This window comes from Qipengyuania profundimaris (assembly GCF_030717945.1).
Taxonomy (GTDB): Bacteria; Pseudomonadota; Alphaproteobacteria; order Sphingomonadales; family Sphingomonadaceae; genus Qipengyuania; species Qipengyuania profundimaris.
In genome coordinates this window covers 1208749-1226275 of record NZ_JAVAIM010000001.1, presented here as the reverse complement: position 1 = coordinate 1226275, position 17527 = coordinate 1208749, and the positions used below count along the sequence as shown (strand labels likewise).

Annotated in this window: 14 protein-coding genes; 6 read left to right on the top strand and 8 right to left on the bottom strand. The window is 63.3% G+C overall.

Going from position 1 to position 17527, the window contains the following annotated elements:
• Nucleotide 1 precedes the first annotated feature (1 nt).
• A complete protein-coding gene (gene purC, locus Q9K02_RS06010; protein ID WP_278327273.1) occupies nucleotides 2-805 on the top strand; it encodes a phosphoribosylaminoimidazolesuccinocarboxamide synthase in 804 nt (267 codons plus the stop codon).
• A 108-nt stretch (nucleotides 806-913) separates the two neighbouring features.
• A complete protein-coding gene (locus Q9K02_RS06005) occupies nucleotides 914-3808 on the top strand; it encodes a M16 family metallopeptidase (protein WP_305932068.1) in 2895 nt (964 codons plus the stop codon).
• A gap of 69 nt (nucleotides 3809-3877) precedes the next feature.
• On the opposite strand, the gene Q9K02_RS06000 is transcribed toward Q9K02_RS06005, so the two are convergent.
• Nucleotides 3878-6112 carry a TonB-dependent receptor gene (locus tag Q9K02_RS06000; RefSeq protein ID WP_305932067.1) on the bottom strand — a complete coding sequence of 745 codons (2235 nt, stop codon included), beginning with the start codon at nucleotides 6110-6112 and terminating at the stop codon, nucleotides 3878-3880.
• Nucleotides 6113-6382: 270 nt separating this feature from the next.
• On the opposite strand from Q9K02_RS06000, the gene purS reads away from it, so the two are divergent.
• Nucleotides 6383-6616: a phosphoribosylformylglycinamidine synthase subunit PurS gene (purS, locus tag Q9K02_RS05995; RefSeq protein ID WP_278327277.1), complete on the top strand. Its 234-nt coding sequence runs from the start codon at nucleotides 6383-6385 to the stop codon at nucleotides 6614-6616.
• Entirely contained in the window at nucleotides 6616-7287 is a 672-nt protein-coding gene (purQ, locus tag Q9K02_RS05990) for a phosphoribosylformylglycinamidine synthase subunit PurQ (protein WP_305932066.1), read from the top strand. The genes purS and purQ overlap by 1 nt, the downstream gene beginning before the upstream one ends.
• Nucleotides 7288-7291: 4 nt before the next feature.
• Here purQ and Q9K02_RS05985 read toward each other — a convergent pair whose 3' ends face one another.
• The 3 genes from Q9K02_RS05985 to Q9K02_RS05975 form a co-directional block, all read right to left on the bottom strand.
• On the bottom strand, nucleotides 7292-9616 hold the full coding sequence (locus tag Q9K02_RS05985) for a putative bifunctional diguanylate cyclase/phosphodiesterase (protein ID WP_305932065.1): 2325 nt from the start codon (nucleotides 9614-9616) through the stop codon (nucleotides 7292-7294).
• 154 nt (nucleotides 9617-9770) lie between these two features.
• Entirely contained in the window at nucleotides 9771-11594 is a 1824-nt protein-coding gene (glmS, locus tag Q9K02_RS05980) for a glutamine--fructose-6-phosphate transaminase (isomerizing) (RefSeq protein WP_305932064.1), read from the bottom strand.
• Between the two features lie 55 nt (nucleotides 11595-11649).
• Nucleotides 11650-12561, bottom strand: coding sequence for a DMT family transporter (locus Q9K02_RS05975; RefSeq protein WP_305932063.1), 912 nt, complete (start codon nucleotides 12559-12561; stop codon nucleotides 11650-11652).
• A 251-nt stretch (nucleotides 12562-12812) separates the two neighbouring features.
• Here Q9K02_RS05975 and Q9K02_RS05970 point away from each other — a divergent pair, with 251 nt between their 5' ends.
• Nucleotides 12813-14321: a TadA family conjugal transfer-associated ATPase gene (locus Q9K02_RS05970; protein ID WP_305932062.1), complete on the top strand. Its 1509-nt coding sequence runs from the start codon at nucleotides 12813-12815 to the stop codon at nucleotides 14319-14321.
• A 4-nt stretch (nucleotides 14322-14325) separates the two neighbouring features.
• On the opposite strand, the gene Q9K02_RS05965 is transcribed toward Q9K02_RS05970, so the two are convergent.
• Nucleotides 14326-14556: a hypothetical protein gene (locus tag Q9K02_RS05965; protein WP_278327283.1), complete on the bottom strand. Its 231-nt coding sequence runs from the start codon at nucleotides 14554-14556 to the stop codon at nucleotides 14326-14328.
• Nucleotides 14557-14670: 114 nt separating this feature from the next.
• Between Q9K02_RS05965 and Q9K02_RS05960 the strand changes: the two genes are divergently transcribed.
• Complete coding sequence (locus tag Q9K02_RS05960) at nucleotides 14671-14799, top strand: entericidin A/B family lipoprotein (RefSeq protein ID WP_305932061.1); 129 nt, start codon at nucleotides 14671-14673, stop codon at nucleotides 14797-14799.
• A gap of 69 nt (nucleotides 14800-14868) precedes the next feature.
• Here the strand turns inward: Q9K02_RS05960 and Q9K02_RS05955 are convergent, their stop codons facing one another.
• The 3 genes from Q9K02_RS05955 to Q9K02_RS05945 form a co-directional block, all read right to left on the bottom strand.
• Nucleotides 14869-15465 (bottom strand): DUF938 domain-containing protein, encoded by a 597-nt coding sequence (locus Q9K02_RS05955; protein ID WP_305932060.1) that lies wholly within the window; start codon nucleotides 15463-15465, stop codon nucleotides 14869-14871.
• A complete protein-coding gene (locus Q9K02_RS05950) occupies nucleotides 15462-17012 on the bottom strand; it encodes a long-chain-fatty-acid--CoA ligase (protein WP_305932059.1) in 1551 nt (516 codons plus the stop codon). The genes Q9K02_RS05955 and Q9K02_RS05950 overlap by 4 nt, the downstream gene beginning before the upstream one ends.
• Nucleotides 17013-17077: 65 nt before the next feature.
• Nucleotides 17078-17527, bottom strand: a complete 450-nt coding sequence (locus Q9K02_RS05945) for an ABA4-like family protein (protein WP_305932058.1) — start codon at nucleotides 17525-17527, stop codon at nucleotides 17078-17080.

Genomic DNA, 17527 nt, shown 5'->3' with positions numbered 1-17527 from the left:
CATGGCACGTCGCCGCCAGATTTACGAAGGCAAGGCCAAGATCCTCTACGAGGGGCCCGAACCCGGCACGCTGATCCAATATTTCAAGGACGATGCGACCGCCTTCAATGCCCAGAAGAAGGGCACGATCAACGGCAAGGGCGTGATCAACAATCGCATCAGCGAGTTCGTGTTCACACGCCTCAGCCACATCGGCATCCCGACCCACTTCATCCGCCGCCTCAACATGCGCGAGCAGCTGATCCGCCAGGTCGAGATCATCCCGCTCGAAGTGATCGTGCGCAATGTCGCGGCGGGCTCCCTCAGCAAGCGCCTCGGCATCGAGGAAGGCGAGCTGTTGCCGCACACGCTGCTCGAATATTGCTACAAGGACGACAGCCTCGGCGATCCGCTGGTGTCCGAAGAGGAAATCGCCTGTTTCAACTGGTGCAGCCATGAAGAGCTGCAGGACATGGCCAGCATGGCGATCCGCATCAACGATTTCCTGTCCGGCATGTTCGCCGCGATCGACATCAAGCTGGTCGATTTCAAGCTTGAGTTCGGCCGCATCTGGGACGGGGATTACAGCCGCGTGATCCTGGCCGACGAGATCAGCCCCGACGGGTGCCGTCTGTGGGACATCAATACCGGCGAAAAGCTCGACAAGGACCGTTTCCGCCGCGACCTCGGCGGGGAGAGCGAAGCCTATCAGGAAGTCGCCCGCCGCCTAAAGCTGCTGCAGGACGACGATAACGGCCCCGGTGAGGTGCTCGACATGAGCGCCCATCGCAGCCGCTTGCGCTCCCCGGTCAAGCCGAAGAAATAGGCATAGGGCGCACGCACTATTGCCGCGCGCTGCGCTTGCGGCGCGGCGATTTTGCCTTAGGCTGACGTCCGGACTTGCCGCTGTTGCGGCGCAATCGGGACGCATTTCATGACCAGCCTCACCCCGCGCCGGCGCATTGCCGGCTTGCCCCTGCTCGCTCTGGCAGCGGCGGCCTGTCTTATCCCTGTGCATTCAGCTGCGCAGGAAACGGAACAGGCCGCCGAGGCGCAAATCGAGCCGAGTACTGTCACCGGCTGGAACTTCCCCGTCTACGACATTCCCGCCGACCCGACGGTCCGCTTCGGTACGCTCGACAACGGTATGAGATACGCGATCATGCGCAATGCGACGCCGCAGAACGAAGTGGTGCTGCGCATGCATTACGACGTCGGCTTCATCGACGAACTCGACGGCGAGCTGAACGCCGCACACTTCATCGAGCACATGGCCTTCAACGGGTCGGCCAATGTTCCCGAAGGCGAGATGATCAAGCTGCTCGAGCGGGAGGGGCTCAAGTTCGGCGCCGACACCAATGCCTCGACAGGCTTCGACGAGACGATCTACAAGCTGGCCCTGCCTCGCAATGACGAGAGCCTGATCGATACCGGCCTGATGCTGATGCGCGAGATCGGCTCGGAGCTGACCATCACGCAAGACGCGGTTGATCGCGAGCGCGGCATCCTGCAATCCGAAATCCAGACCCGGAACAGCTATCAGGCGCGCAACGCCCGCACGTCCTTCAAATTGCTCGCTCCGGACACTCTCTACGCCACGCGCTTTCCCGGTCCCGATGGAGCCGGCCCCACCGCCACGGTGACCGCCGAGCAATTGCGCGCGATGTACGAGCGCTATTACCGGCCGGACAATGCCACGCTGGTGATCGTGGGCGAAGTCGATCCGGACATGATCGAGGCCAAGATCAAGGAGCGCTTTGCCGACTGGCAGAAGCCGGACGAGCCGCTGTTTGTCACCAACGTCGGCACAGTCGATTTCGAGCGCGCACCCGCAGCGACCAATTTTGTCGATCCCTCGATCGATTATCTGGTCGAGATCACCCGCCAGTCGCCCTTCGTCGAGCGGCCCACGACCGTCGCCGAGGCAAGCCGGGCGTTCCAAATCGGCGTCGCCTCGCAAATCGTCAATCGCCGTTTGCAGAAGCTGGCGCTTGCGCCGGAATCGCCTGTTCTGCGCGCGGGGATGCGGATTGCCGATTTCCAAGATGTCGCAACGCACGCAGGCGTCACAGTCTACGCGCGCGAGGATCGCTGGGACGAAGCGCTCGCAGTCGGAGAGCAGGAGATCCGCCGCGCGCTCGAATACGGCTTCACCGCCAGCGAGATCACCGAAGCGCTGACCAATCTCGATACGGCGCTGAAGAACGGCGCCGAGCGGCAGGCGACGCGGCCGAGCGCGACGCTGGCGAACGGCCTCATCGCAACGCTGTCCGACGAGCGCCCCTTCGTCACGCCGGCCACCCGGTACGACGTGTTCCAGCGGATCCGCCCGGAACTGACAGCGGAGGCGGTTCATGCGATTTTCAAGCAAGCCTTCACCGGTTCGGGCCCGCTAATTCTCGTAGCGTCGAAGGCGCCGGTCGAAGGAGGCGAAGAAGCGATCCTCGAAGCCTATGAGGCGGCGCAAGAGGTCGCGGTGACGTCGCCGGTCGAGGAGGCGACGGCCGACTTCGCCTACACCGATTTCGGTACGCCGGGCACCGTGGTGGCGGACGAGCGGATCGAAGATCTCGGCTTCCGCGCGTTGACGTTCGACAACAACGTGCGGCTCAATCTCAAGCCGACCGATTTCAAGGACAACGAAGTCCGTTTCCATGTTCGCATAGGCGCGGGAGAGCTCGGCTACGGGCTGGACCAGCCGGGCGCGACGATGATGCTGAATTCGGTCTACGGACTTGCAGGGCTGGAGCAGCATGATTTCGAGGAGTTGCGCCGCATTCTGGCGGGGCGGAACGTGAGCCTCGGCATCGCCTCCGCGACCGACCACTTCCATGCCGCAGGAACCACCAAGGCTGCCGATTTCGAGCGCCAGATGGAGGTTACCGCGGCCTATCTGACCGCACCGGGGTATCGCCCCGAAGCCGAGGCCCGGTGGAACGCGATCATCCCGTCTTTCATCGCGCAAACGGATGCCTCGCCGATCAACGTCTTCCGCAACCAAGTACCCCGCGTGATCGGCGGAGGGGACAAACGCTTCGGCACGCCGGACGAGCAGGAATTGCTCGGGCTGACGCTCGACGACTTGCGCGCCGCTGTAGCGCCGGGACTCGAACAGGGTGCGATCGAGATCGCCGTAGTTGGCGACTTTGAAGAGCAGCAGGTGATCGATGCCGTCGCGCGGACCTTCGGAGCCTTGCCGGAGCGGCCCGAAGCGCTACGCGATTATCCCGAAGCACGGCAAGTCGTCTTCCCGCAGGACCGCAGCCTGCGCACGCTCTACCACAAGGGCGAAGCCGACCAGGGCCTTGTCCATGTCGCCTGGCCGACCGATGATGACGACAACCACAGGGAAGAGATAACCGGGCAGCTTGCCGCCGCGGTCATCACCCTGAGACTGACGGAAAAGCTGCGCGAGGAGCTCGGCGCGACCTATTCGCCCGAGGCCTATTCCAGCATGTCGAGCGTGTTCGACAGCTTCGGCTATCTCGGCGCGCTGGCTATCGTCGAACCTTCGAAGCAGGCGCTGGCCTTCGATGCGATCGACGAAATCGCCGCCGAGATGCGCGACTCTGCGGTGGACGACGACCTGCTGGCCCGCGCACGCAATCCGTTGGTGGAACGTATCGCCAAGCAGCGGCGCGAGAACAGCTATTGGGTCGGCGCGCTCGAAAACGCCCAACTCCGCGCCGACCGCCTCGACCGCATTCGTCGCTACGAGCCGCGACTGCGCGAGATCACCGCCGCCGACATCCAGGCTTTCGCCCGGCGCTACCTGACCGCCAACGGCGTGCTGCGCATTGCCGTCGTCCCGGAAGGCAGCGGCGAATAAATCCGGCGGACAACAAAAAGGCCGGGAAGGCATTCACCCTCCCGGCCTTTTCCCCCGTGACGATTGCGATCAGTAGCGGACGCGGGCCGACACGCCGAAGACGCGCGGGTCGTTCACGAAACCGGTATTGTTGTTGAAATCGATGCCGCCCTTCACATTGTCGGCATCGGTAATGTTGCGCACGAAGGCCGCGACTTCGAGGCTGCCGTCGGTGCGGGCATAGCCGACGCGCAGGCCGCCTTCGATCTGGTTGTTCGCGTTGAACTCCTCGCTCTCGTAGAGGAAGAAGTTCGTCGCGCCCTGATAGGCCCAGTCGGTGAAGGCGAAGATTTCGCCGCCATTGCCGATCGGGAAACCGTAACGCGCCGTTACGTCCGCGATCCATTCGGGCGCATTGGGGAACGGGTTGCCGTCCACCAGCGCGCGCGTGGTGCCGGACAGGACGACGGTCGGATCGACGACGGTGCACTGCGCGCAGATGCCCACAGCGAGGTTCTCGTCCTGGATCTTGGTGTCGTTCCAGCTGAGGCCGGCCGTAATCAGGAAATCGGGCGTCACCTGGAAGGCACTGTCGAGCTCGAAGCCGAGGCCGCGGCCCTTCTCCGCATTGACCAGCTGCACAAGGTTGCCCGCGCCGCCGACGGCAGAGAACTGCGGATCCTCGATCGTGTAGTAATAGACCGCGCCGTTCAGGCGCACGCGGCGGTCGGCCAGCTCGGACTTGAAGCCGACTTCGTAGCTGGTGATCTTCTCCGACAAAGCGATCGAGGGCGGCGCGCCGAAGGCCACGTCGCGGCCCTGGATGGTCGGTGCGCGGAAGCCGTTGGCGACGCGTGCGAAAACGCTGGCATCGTCGCTCACGTCGAGGAAGGCGGCGAGGTCCCAGCTAAGGCGCGAATCCTCGACTTCCCGAAACTGCAGGCCGGGACCGGAGATGAAGGACGGCGAGGTCACGCCGAACTGTTTCTCGTCATCGGTCCAGCGCAGGCCGCCGGTGAGCTTGAGCACGTCGGTCACCTGCGCCGAGAGCTGGCCGAACACCGCCCAGCTGTCATTGGTGTGGCGGACCGTCACGGAAGGCGGGAAATCGAAGCCGACGGTGGTCACGTTGAAATCGCTTTCGAACACGAACATGCCGACCTGCCAGTCCAGCGTGCCGCCGGTGTCGGAGGCCAGCCGCACCTCGTGGGTGAACTGGTCGAGCTCGATCGAGTCCTGCGTGTCGGAGGGGAACGGGATGAAGCCCGGACCGCTCACCGGCAGGAAGGCCGCGCCGAAGCCGCCGTCGATATCGCCGCGGCTGGAACCCTCGCTGTTGGCCCAGGACGTGATGCTGGTGACGGTGGCGAAATCGGCATCGTAGTCGACGCGGATGGTCGCGATGTCGGCTTCGTACTGCGCCTGGTTGCCCGCGCCCGCGTCGTAGAACACGGTCTTGCGGTCGTAATTCTCGTTGAGCTCGTTATCGCCCGGCCCAAGGATATTGGCACGGAACAGCGTCGAGGTGCCTTCGAGGTCGCGCAGCTGGTACGAACCCAGGATGCTCAACCGGTCGGTCGGCGTCAGCAGCAGCTGGATGCGACCAGCGAGTTCGTCATAGGCGCCATAGGTATCCTCTTCGCCGGTGAAGCCGTTGTCGATATAGTCGCCGCGGCTCTGCCACAGGCCCGATACGCGGACAGAGGCGATATCCGCCAGCGGCACGGTGATGCCTGCATCGAGCGAGATGGAATCGAAGCTGCCGTAGCTGACCGAGCCCTGCGCCTCGAAGGCGTCGCCCGGGCGCACGGTGTCGATCTTCACGATACCGGCCGGCGTGTTGCGGCCGAACAGCGTACCTTGCGGGCCGCGCAGCACCTCGATGCGTTCGATATCGAAGATCGGGAAGCTCTTGAGCGTCACGTTCTCGAGGACGACATCGTCCATCACGACCGAGACCGGCTGCGACGCGGCAAGGTCGAAGTCGGTATTACCGAGGCCGCGAATGTAGAAACGCGGAGCGGCACGCCCGTTCGAGCTTTCGACGAACAGGCCGGGCACGCGTGCGGCGAGGGCGGTAACTTCGGCACCGGCGTCGAAGATGGTCTTAACCGTGTCGGCATCGAGCGTGGCGGCGGAGACCGGCACGTCCTGCAGGTTCTCCTCACGGCGATTGGCGGTCACGACGATCGTGTTGAGCTGGCCATCGCCCTGCTGTTCGGCGCCGGTCGCCTCGTCCTGCGCGAAAGCGGGCTGCGAAGCGGCGGCGGCGAGCGCCACAAGGCTTGTACCGAACAGGCGGCGGGCGAGAATGCGATGGGTCATGGAAGAGGTCCTGCTTGATCCCCGCGCGATCCTCGCGAGGCGTTTGGAGGGTAAGGTCGAATGCGACGTGCCGCTTCATAGCCGATTCGCCGGCCATTCGCGTGCTGCAACTGCGAGATGCGTCACCAATCTGTAACCTATGTTGCATCGCGGCTACAGCGCAGGTGCCGGGACAGCGTCGCGATGCGGCAAAAGCCTGCCCCTCGTCTTGAAGTGCCGCGCGCTTCGCGGCATAGGCGCGCGCACACTCGCGCTAGCGAAAGGCAGCTCATGAAAATCCGCGTTCTCGTCAGTCTCAAGCCCGGCGTGCTCGACCCGCAGGGCCGCGCCGTGCACCACGCGCTGGAAGGGCTCGGCTTTAAAGGCGTGGAGGATGTCCGCATCGGCCGGACGGTCGAACTCGACGTGGCAGACGGCACCAGCGACGAAGCACTGGACGAAATGTGCCGCAAGCTGCTGGCCAATACGGTGATCGAGAATTACCGCATCGAGAAGGTCGGCTGATGTCTTTCCGTGCCGCCGTCATCACCTTTCCCGGCTCGAACTGCGACCGCGACATGGCGGTGGCGATCGAGCAGGCGTCAGGCAGCGCGCCGCTGCGGGTTTGGCATGGAGATGCGGACCTGCCCGACGGGCTGGATTTCATCGCCCTGCCCGGCGGCTTCTCTTACGGCGATTACCTGCGGTCGGGCGCGATGGCGGCGAACAGCCCGATCATGCGATCGGTCAAGGCCGCGGCGGATCGCGGCGTCCCGGTGCTCGGCGTATGCAATGGCTTCCAGGTGCTGACCGAGGCCGGCCTGCTGCCCGGCGCGCTGATGCGCAATGCCAGCCAGCATTTCATTTGCCGCACCGTTCCCCTGAAGGTGGAGAACGCACAATCGCTGTTCACCGGCGGCTACGAAGCCGGCGAGATGATCCATATTCCGGTGGCCCATCACGATGGCAACTACTTCGCCGACGACGAAACGCTCGACCGCATCGAAGGCGAAGGCCGCGTCGCCTTCCGCTATGCCGAGAATTGCAACGGATCGCGCCGCGATATCGCCGGCGTCCTCAACGCGGCGGGCAACGTCCTCGGCATGATGCCGCACCCCGAACGCGCGATCGAACCGGCACATGGCGGAACCGACGGGCGCAAGCTGTTCGAAACGGCTATCAAGGCTTTCGCCTGACGCTCTAGGCCCGCTTGCGGACGGCCTCCGCATTGCTTCGGACGAAGAGCATCCGCACGTCGGTGGCGGGCATGGGGCGGCCGAAGTGATAGCCCTGGATCTTGTTGCAGCGCAGGCTGCGGATCATCTCGGCTTCTTCCTCATTCTCCACGCCCTCGGCCGTAGTGGTCATGCCGAGGCTCTCCGCCATGGCGACCACGGCGCGGATGATGGCGAGCGATTCCCGGCTCTGCTGCGCTGCCCCCTGAACGAAGCTGCGATCGACCTTGATGGTCGAGAACTTGAGCTTGCGCAGGTAGCCGAGCGAGGAATAGCCGGTTCCGAAATCGTCCAGCGCCACCGAGCATCCCAGCGCCATGCACTGCTCCAGCGCCTTGCGAGCCACGCTCGCGTCGCGCAGGAAGATGCTCTCGGTCACCTCGATCTCGAGCCGCTTCGGGTCGAGGCCGCTGTGCGATAGCGCCTGCACCACGGTCGCGGCGAAATCGGGCTCCAGCAGCTGCTCCGGCGAGACGTTGATGTTGACCTTCACATGAGACGGCCAGTTGCCGGCCGCTTCCTTGCAGGCTTCCTGCATCACCCAAGTGCCGATCGGCACGATTAGCCGCGTGTCTTCCGCCAGCGGGATGAACTTGCCGGGGCTGACGAAGCCATGCTCGCTGCTGTTCCAGCGGACCAGGGCCTCGAAGCTGACGACCTTCTCGGTCTTGGCATCCACTACCGGTTGGTAGTGGAGCAGCATTTCCCCGCGTTCCAGCGCCTTGCGCAGCGAGAATTCCAGCTGGCGCTTCTCTTCCGCATTGGCGTGGAGCGAAGGCTCGTAATCGCAATGTTCGTTGCCGCCTGCATCCTTCGCCCGATAAAGCGCGAGGTCGGCATTGCGCAGCAATTCCTCGACCGTCTTGCCATCGCGCGGACCCACGGCCGAGCCGACGCTGGCGCCGACATAGAGGATCTGGTTTTCGATCTGGTACGGCTCTGACAGCTGTTCGATAACGGCGCGTGCCAAACGGTCGATGCGCTTGCGATCGGAAGCGTCGCGGATGACGACTGCGAATTCGTCCCCGCCCAGGCGACCGCAGATCTCGCCTTCACCCGTCAGGCTTTTCAGGCGACCGGCAACCTGCGCCAGCAACTGGTCTCCGACGAGATGGCCGAGGGAATCATTGACCGACTTGAACCGATCCAAATCGATCATCAGGAAGGCGCAGCGCGTGCGCCAGTGCGCGGCATATTCCAGCGCTTCGCCCAGCGTTTCATTGAGCAAGAGGCGGTTCGGCAATTGTGTGAGGGTGTCGTAGCGAGCAAGAAAGGCGATCTGGTCGGAGGACTCGCGCTGTTCGGTCACATCGGAGCCGACACCACGGAAGCCAATGAACTTGCCAGCTTCGTCGAGCATGGGGGTGCCGGAGATTTCCCACCAGCGTTCCGCACCGCGAATATTCACGCGGATGACTAGCTCCGAAAAAGATTCCTTGCGCTTCAGCTTCTCAGCGAACTCGCGCAGCCCATCGGAATCGGTAGCGGGATTCAGATCGCGGCCGGAAATAAGGTCGAAGAACAGCTTGCCTTCGGCATCTTCGGCGCTGCATCCGAGCGCAAAGGCGAAGCGTGGCGATACCGATTTCAGGCGGCGGCGCGGATCGATCTGCCAGAGCCAGTCTGCCTGATTTTCCTCGAATTCCCGCAAGAGCATGGAGACGACTTCGCTTTTTTCCATCGCGGCAGTCTCGTTCAACCGCCCGGTCACTGCGACGCGGGCATTCTCGATAGTGCCGAACGCCGCGAATAACATCGTGAACGTGACAACGGTCAGAAGCAGCCAGTCGCCAGCAAGCAGCGCGGCGACCAGCCCGCCGATCCCTGTCGCGATGGTAAAGGCGATCGATCCAAGCGGGGCGCTGAAACGGCTTGCCGCATTGGCGAGAATTAGAACCGCAGGAATGCTCCAGACGATTGCCAGGTGGTTCGCTCCGCCGGTCTGCGCGAAGAGCATCAAGCCGATCCCCCAGACGACGCCCTTGGCAGCGCTCGCCACGGCATGGCGCCGCATCTCCCAGATGCCATAATGGACAGTGTCTGCAAAACGCGCAGCCCGATCTTCGTGGGCAGCAAGCAGAACCGCGAAGATCAAGGCCACGCCCCAGGCTCCGATCAGCGCAAGCTCGACTTCGCCCCACAGGATCAGGGCGACCAAGGCGAAACCGATCGCATGCGAAATGGCGCGCGCCATCATGCGCTTGCTCAGCTGAGTGTATTGATAGCCATGGATACGCGACCACTCGGCACCCTCGGGCGTCGATAGCCCGATAGCTTCCCCAATCGACATTGGTGCGATCCCGTTCGCGGGTGACTTCTCTTGGTCGCTCACCGGGAGACGGTTAACGCGCAATCGTTAGCTGCAGGTAAAGGCTCAACCGATTTTCGTGTAATTACCTAACGTTAGCGCAGTTCGCTTTTCCGTAAGGAATACAGCGACAAACTCACTCCACCGTGACCGATTTCGCGAGATTGCGGGGCTGATCGACATCAGTACCTTTCACGCAGGCGACATGATAGGCGAGCAGTTGGACCGGTACGGCGTAAACGAGCGGTGCAATGAGCGGATGAACCTTGGGCATCTCGATCGTCGCCAGGCAGCCTTCGCCGGCCTGTTCCAGACCCTCGCGGTCGGAAATCAGGACCACCTGACCACCGCGAGCGCGCACTTCCTCCATATTGGAAACGGTCTTTTCGAAAAGCGGGCCGGACGGCGCGAGGACGATGACCGGCACATCCTCGTCGATCAGTGCGATCGGGCCATGCTTCATTTCGCCGCTGGCATAGCCCTCGGCATGGATATAGCTGATTTCCTTGAGTTTCAGCGCGCCTTCGAGTGCCATCGGAAAATCGGGACCGCGGCCTAGGTACAGCACGTCGCGCGCGGGGGCGATCAGCGGGGCCATTGCTGCGATGTCGTCATCGTGATCGAGCGCGGCATTGAGACAGGCGGGAGCCTCGAGCAGGTGAGCGACCACCTCCTGCTCTTCCTCACGACTCATAAGGCCTTTCTTCACCGCCATATGCGCGGCCAGCGCGGCGAGCACTGCGAGCTGGCACGTGAACGCCTTGGTCGAGGCCACGCCGATTTCGGGTCCGGCATGGGTCGGCAGCAGAAGGTCGGCTTCACGCGCCATTGAGCTGGTCGGCACGTTGACGACTGCAGCGATTGTTTGGCCAGCTTCCTTGCAGTGGCGGAGCGCGGCAAGCGTGTCGGCCGTTTCCCCGCTCTGCGAGATGAAAAGCGACAGTCCGCCCTCCTCCAGCACCGGCTCGCGGTAACGGAATTCCGAAGCGACATCGATATCGACCGGAACGCGAGCGAATTGTTCGAACCAGTATTTCGCGACCATCCCGGCATAGAAAGAGGTGCCGCAAGCAACGATAGTCACGCGGCGGATGCGAGAGATGTCGAAATCGAACTGAGGCAGCGCAACCGAATTGTCCGACTGGCGCAGGTAGGAGCCGAGCGTCTGTGCCACCACGGTCGGCTGCTCGAAAATCTCCTTTTGCATGAAGTGGCGATAATTGCCCTTCTCGACTGCGGCGGCCGATGCGCCGGAGGTGCGGATCTCGCGTTCGACAACGGCGCCGGTCTCGTCGTGGATCTCCGCCCCTTCGCGCGTCACCACCACCCAGTCGCCCTCTTCGAGATAGGCGATCTGCTGCGTCAGCGGGGCCAGCGCGAGCGCGTCGGAACCGAGATAGGTTTCCCCCTCGCCATGGCCCAGGACCAGCGGCGAGCCGCGGCGGGCGCCGATCAGCATATCCGGGTGCTCGCGAAACGCGATGGCGAGCGCGAAGGCACCGCGCAGGCGCGGCAGGACATTGGCGATGGCTTCCTGCGGGGTGTCGCCGTCCTCGACGCGTGCGGACACGAGATGCGCAACGACTTCGCTGTCGGTATCGCTTTCCAGTTTGCGACCCTGTTCGGTCAGTTCCGCGCGCAGTTCCTTGTAATTCTCGATGATGCCATTGTGCACGAGTGCGAGATGTTCGGTGGCATGCGGATGGGCATTGGTCGCGGTCGGTGCGCCATGGGTGGCCCAGCGGGTGTGTGCGATGCCGATATCGCCCGGCGCGGGATTCGCGGCAAGAACCTCGACCAGATTGGCAAGCTTTCCCTCCGCCCTGCGACGGACCAGTTCGCCGCCGTCAACAGTGCAGATCCCGGCGCTGTCATAGCCGCGATATTCCATCCGCTTCAGCCCGTCGACGAGCCGATCGGCTACCGCTTCCTTGCCGACGATTCCGATTATTCCGCACATTACTTACTATCCCCGCTTTGGCGTGGCGTGTGACTTAGCGGTTCTCGCCCGGCATTCAATCGTCTTTGCCCTTCGCTACCGCTGGCCGCGCCGCAGGCGTAGAGCGCCAGAGCAATAGCCCCGCCGCGATGATGATGCCCGCACCAGCCAACGTCGCCAGATCGGGAATATCGCCGAACCACCACCAGCCCAGGAACGTCGCGACCAGCATCTGGATATAAGTGGTAGGCGCTATGGTGGCCGCGCCCGCGCGCATCGTTCCCAGATAGGTCAGCCAGTGGGCCGTACTGGCCGTCACTGCGACGACCGCGCAGCGCGCGATGACCGTCCAGTCGGGCATGGTGACGCGCAGTTCGTCCACGCCGGACCAGTGGCCGCCGAGCATCGCCAGCACCAGCCACGGCATGGCGGCGGTCGCGATGAAGGCCTGCATCGACAGCGCGCTCCCCTGTCCAGCACTCGCCCGATTGGCGACCACCATGAGCGCGAAGAAGCTGGCCGATGCGAGCGGCAAAAGCGCGACCCAGCCAAGCGCGGCGAGATTCGGGCGCAGTACCAGCGCGACACCAGCCAGCGCGACGAGGGAGGCGACCCATACGGCCGGGCGCACTTTCTCTTTCAGTAGAGGCCCGCTCAATAGTGCGACGAACACCGGCGAAACGAACGCCAGCGCCATCGCCGAAGCGAGCGGCATGACGTAGATCGCCGAGAAGAAGCACAGCGATGCCGCCGCAAGGCAAAACCCGCGCGCTGCCTGAAGCCACGGGTGGCTCGGCCTGAAACCCCCTGGGCCTTCGCTGCGCATCAAAAGTGCCGAAAGGGCCACCGCCCCGATCGCAAAACGCAGGGTCGCCACGGCCAGCGGCGACCATTCGCCCGCCATCGTCTTGATCACCGCATCGCCGACGGACAGGGTCGCGAAACCGGCTGTCGCCAGCAGGATCCCGCGTCTCTCGTCGTCTTGCATAATCGGCCCCGCCGCTTGAACAGCATCGCCGCTAGACAATGTGCCGTCCGGTGACCAGCCGTTAACTCTCCCTCGTCCAGAGATCGTCTGCGCGCGGTACGGTTTGTCCGGCCAAACCGCCCATGCCGCACTAGTCCATTAGGGAAAAATCAAGGTTTCCAACTTATTCACCACGACGAGATAGACAGTCGAGGCGATCCTGCGATCGAGGGGCTGTATCGCGAACGGCCAGGTTTTTCGGGGGTTAGGTAATGAGCGCATTCGGACGAAAGAACGGACAGGCAGGCATGGCCTCCGGTGCGCGTCCGAAATTCGGCAGTGCCCGCCCGATGCAGGGCGGCGCACCTGCCCCTTCACCGAGCGAGAGCAAGAGCGACAGCAACGGCGGCGAGCAGTTTCCGCCGCTGCCGGCAGAAGGCGGTCCGAACGACGATGCGATGGCGCGCCTGTCGGAGCGCATGAATGCCCAGCATTCGAACAAGTCCGAAGTCGGTGGTTTCGAAGCAAGCGTCCACAAGATCAAGGAACAGGTGCTTCCGCGCCTGCTCGAACGCGTCGACCCCGAAGCGGCGGCAACACTTTCGAAAGACGAGCTGTCGGAAGAATTCCGCCCGATCATCATGGAAGTGTTGGCCGAACTGAAGGTCACGCTGAACCGCCGCGAACAGTTCGCGCTCGAAAAAGTCCTGGTCGACGAATTGCTCGGCTTCGGTCCGCTCGAAGAGCTGCTGAACGATCCCGACGTGTCCGACATCATGGTCAATGGTCCCGACCAGACCTATATCGAGAAGAAGGGCAAGCTGACGATCGCACCGATCAAGTTCCGCGACGAACAGCACCTTTTCCAGATCGCCCAGCGCATCGTGAACCAGGTCGGTCGCCGCGTCGACCAGACGACCCCGCTGGCCGACGCCCGCCTGAAGGACGGCAGCCGTGTGAACGTGATCGTTCCGCCGCTAAGCCTCAAGGGCACGGCGATCTCGATTCGTAAGTTCTCGGAAAAGCCCATCACGCTCGACATGCTCAAGGACTTCGGTTCGATGAGCGAGAAGATGTGTACCGCGCTCAAGATCGCGGGCGCCTGCCGGATGAACATCGTCATCTCGGGTGGTACCGGTTCCGGTAAGACGACCATGCTCAATGCCCTGTCGAAGATGATCGACCCGGGCGAGCGCGTGCTGACGATCGAGGACGCCGCCGAACTTCGTCTGCAGCAGCCGCACTGGCTGCCGCTGGAAACACGTCCGCCGAACTTGGAAGGCCAAGGCGCCATCACCATCGGCGACCTCGTCAAAAACGCCCTGCGTATGCGCCCCGACCGCATCATCCTGGGCGAAATCCGCGGCGCGGAATGTTTCGACCTTCTCGCCGCCATGAACACGGGCCACGATGGCTCGATGTGTACCCTTCACGCTAATAGCCCGCGCGAATGCCTCGGCCGTATGGAAAACATGATCCTGATGGGCGACATCAAAATCCCGAAGGAAGCCATCTCGCGCCAGATCGCTGAATCGGTCGACCTGATCGTGCAGGTGAAGCGCCTGCGCGACGGTTCACGCCGCACCACCGACATCACCGAGGTGATCGGCATGGAAGGCGACGTGATCGTGACCCAGAACCTGTTCAAGTTCGAATATCTCGACGAAAGCGAGGACGGGAAGATCCTCGGCGAGTTCCGCTCCTCGGGCCTGCGCCCCTACACGCTGGAAAAGGCGCGCCAGTTCGGCTTCGACCAGGCCTATCTGGAGGCGTGCCTCTAAGCGTCTAGCCCTGCATGATCGCAGGGACCGACACGGCGAGCATCCCACCGCCGAGCACTGCGAACATTACGAACAGCCCGGTCCACGGCACCCAGCCGACCTGGTTGATCTGCGTTCGTTTCAGCCGCCTGCGCTCCATGAGCGAGCAGATACCGGCGACGACCAGCAGGGCTACGCCCCATAGCGCCAGAATTTCGGCATCGCTGGCAAATAAAAGAAAGTCGGGCTCGGTCATCGCGCGGCATATGGTGGCGGTGGACAAGCCGCGCAACTGCTTCGGGAACCGGATCGGGGATCGGCCGTTATGACCTTCAAGCTCGCTGTTGAGCCTTTCGGGAAAGGACAGGACATGATCAAGAAGATCCTGCTTGCATTCGGAATTACCACGATGGCGTTGACCGCCACGGCCTGCAACACGGTCCGCGGTGTCGGACAGGATATCGAATCCGTCGGCGATGCCGGGGACGAGGTCATCTGACCCAGCCCCTAACGCAGAATTTCCAAGGCGCCCGCCCTCACCGGCGGGCGTTTTTGTTTCCGGTGCAGATCAGCGCTGGCGGCGGTAGACCACGGTGAGATTGTTCGCTGGCATCGGATAGCGGTTGGTTCGATCGAAGCCACTCGCCCGGGCGAGCCGATCCACAGCCGGCAAGGCTCGCAGACCCCATGCAGAATTGCGCGTATTCAGGCTCTCGTCGAAGGCGATATTCGACGGCGCGGTTTCGACGTCATCCTCGATGAACGGACCGTAGAGTATCAGCGGTTTACCAGCATCGAGCACTTCAGCCGCCTGCCTCATCAGGCCCTCGGTGGCGCTCCATGGGCTGATATGGACCATATTGATGCAAAGCACTGCGGCCGCACTCGCCACGGGCCAATCTTCCGAGGATGCGTCGAGGATCACCGGCGGTCGCAAATTGTCCGGCCCATCCTCCTCGCGCCACGCAGCGATCGAGGCGATTGCTTCGGGATCGGGATCGCTCGGTTGCCAGTCGAGCGCCGGAAAGCGCCGCGCAAAGGCCAGCGCATGCTCGCCGGACCCGCTCGCAATTTCGAGCACCAGTCCGCTCTCGGGCAATTCCTCTGCCAGAACGTCGCCTATGGGCAGGACATTCCGCCCTGCCGCAGGCGCATACCGCTTCAATTGACCGCCCGATCGCGCCCTTCCCAATAGGGTGCGCGCAGCTCGCGGCGCAGGATCTTGCCGCTCGCATTGCGCGGCATGACCTCGATTACATCGACGGTCTTGGGCACCTTGAAGCCTGCCAGCCGCTCGCGCGTGAAGGCGATGATGTCTGCCGGATCCACCTCGCTGCCGAGCTTGGGCACCACGCAGGCCTTCACCGCCTCGCCCCAGGTATCGTCCGGCACGCCGACTACGGCGACTTCCGCAACCGCCGGATGGCCGTAGATCGCGCTTTCGACCTGTGCCGGGTAGACGTTTTCTCCCCCGGAGATGATCATGTCCTTGATGCGATCCTGGATGAAGACATAGCCGTCCTCGTCCATGTAGGCCGCATCGCCGGTGTGCATCCAGCCGTCGATCAGCGAGGACGATGTCGCTTCCGGCAGGTTCCAATAGCCTGCCATGTTCGACGGGCTCTTGCAGATCAGCTCGCCGACCTCGCCGCGAGGCAGTTCTTCGCCATCCTCGCCGACAACCTTGAGCTCGGCACCCGGCACGGCCTTGCCTGCCGATTTCATCCGCTGGTTGCCTTCGAGGCTGTGGTCCTCCGGCGGCAGCATGGCGATGGTGCCGGTCGTCTCCGTCATGCCGTAGCATTGTAGGAAGCCTGCATCGGGGATCGTCTGCACCGCTTCGCGCAGCAGGTCGAGCGGGATCGGCGCCGCACCATACATGACGTATTTCACGCCGGACATGTCGGTGTCCTTCGCGCGAGGGTGCTGGATCACCATCTGCAGCGCGGCAGGCACGATGAAGAGCCGGGTAATGCCCTGCTCGAAGCCGTCGAGTACGCCGTCGGGCGTGAATTCCGCCTGCACGATGGCGCGGATACCCGCCGCCATCGCCATGATGCCGAGGCCCGTCCCGCCGATATGCGCGCAGGGCATGCAGACGAGGATTGCTTCGTCGTCATCCCAGCTCGACCATGGCTGCGCCGCTTCCTCTGCCGGAACGCGCAGCGAGAAGAGATTGGCATTGGTCAGCACCGCGCCCTTCGGGTTGCCGGTGGTGCCCGAGGTGTAGAGCTGGAGGATGGCGTCGTCGGGCCCGGCCGGGTCGAAGTCGGCAGGTGCTGCCGCCTCGATTTCCGCGAGCGCACTCGGCGTGTCGACGACTTCGGGTGCACTTTCCATCTGGCCGCATGCCTTGGCGGCAAGCTCGTCGAACCCGTTGTCGATGAAGAGCACCTTCGCGCCCGTATCACCGAGGATATAGGCGATCTCCGGCGCGGCGAGTCGCCAGCCGATCGGCACCATCACCGCACCCAGCCGGGCCGCCGAATAGAACAGCTCGAAATAATGGCGTGCGTTCTTGCCGAGCCAGGCGATCCTGTCACCCTTGGCGACGCCATGTGCGCCCAGCATAGCAACGATCTTGCGCGAGCGCAGTTCGAGTTCGCTGAAGGTCAGCGCGTTGCCATCCTGCTCCAGCGCAACAGTATCGGGCTTTTCTTCCGCCCAATGCCGCATCAATTCATCGAATGTGAGTTTATCCGTTGCCGACATAGGTCCTCTCCGCTGTTTTCAGCTGTGAGGCGCATCATGCCACATCGGTTGCATGGAGCAACCTGCTATTGCCATCGCCCCTGCTTGCGGGCGCTTCGCTCCCGGATTGCCAACCAAAGGAACAAGCCGAGCGGCCCTGCAAGAAAGGTCGCGAGCAGGATCGGGGCCTGCACGATGCGAGAGAACCCCTTGGCATCGGCATCGCGCGCGATCCACAGGCCGACGAAGAGGTCGAAGGCCAGGTAGTGCACCCAGCCCACGGTCACTCCGGCCTCGGTCGCGAAGATCGTCCGAACGCCCTCGATCGTGGTGAAATCGGGCGAGCCGCCAGCTCCGCCGCCGTCTAGCAAGCCGCTGAACAGTCCGATGACGCAGACCGCATAGGTCAGGCAAAGTAGGCCGACACCGAGATAGAGAACGGCCGCAAGCAAAGCGGGCCAGCGTGGCAAGGCGATCAGGCCGATCCACATGATTAGTGCGAGACCGTTCGCCAGTCCGAAAAGCGTCTCCCACAT